This is a genomic window from Lactobacillus helveticus DSM 20075 = CGMCC 1.1877 (assembly GCF_000160855.1).
In the GTDB taxonomy this organism is placed as follows: domain Bacteria; phylum Bacillota; class Bacilli; order Lactobacillales; family Lactobacillaceae; genus Lactobacillus; species Lactobacillus helveticus.
On sequence record NZ_GG700794.1, the window covers coordinates 1 to 535 of the forward strand.

Genomic DNA, 535 nt, shown 5'->3' on the forward strand with positions numbered 1-535 from the left:
TGGTTCTGTCCAACATATTTCAGGACATATTACTAATATCGGAATTTCACCGATTACTGCCGCAACTGTTGTATCTGGAGTAATGATTGGTGCCGCAATTGGTAAGATTTCTATCGGTTATTTTCTGGATAAGTTTAATACCAAGTTAGTTTTAGCCGTTTACTCTTTATTTGGTGTAATCGGTTGGGGCGGCCAGGCAATGCTTAGAGAAAGCAATTTATTGATTTTAGCTGCCGTAATTCTCGGTCTTGGTCAGGGAGTTTGCTTGGTTGCTTTACCATATCTTATTCGTCAAATTTTTGGTGAAAAAGATTACATCAACATTCTTTCTGTCATTAATATGATCGGTGCCTTTGCAATGTCAGCTTCAGTTTACCTGATCGGTTTATTCTTTGATCAAACTGGATCTTACAATTTAGGATGGATGATTAACGTTTCAGCATTTGCGCTTAGCTTCATTGTGATCATGATTACATTGGGTAAAAAAGAAAGTGCTAACTCAGATTTAGAAAATAGTTGAGTAAAAAGAAAAAAG

General features: G+C 36.3%; 1 protein-coding gene. It reads left to right on the forward strand.

Annotated elements, in window-relative coordinates:
• A partial coding sequence (locus HMPREF0518_RS09375) for an MFS transporter (RefSeq protein WP_003627996.1) occupies positions 1-520 on the forward strand: 520 nt, incomplete at its 5' end.
• Positions 521-535: the final 15 nt, after the last annotated feature.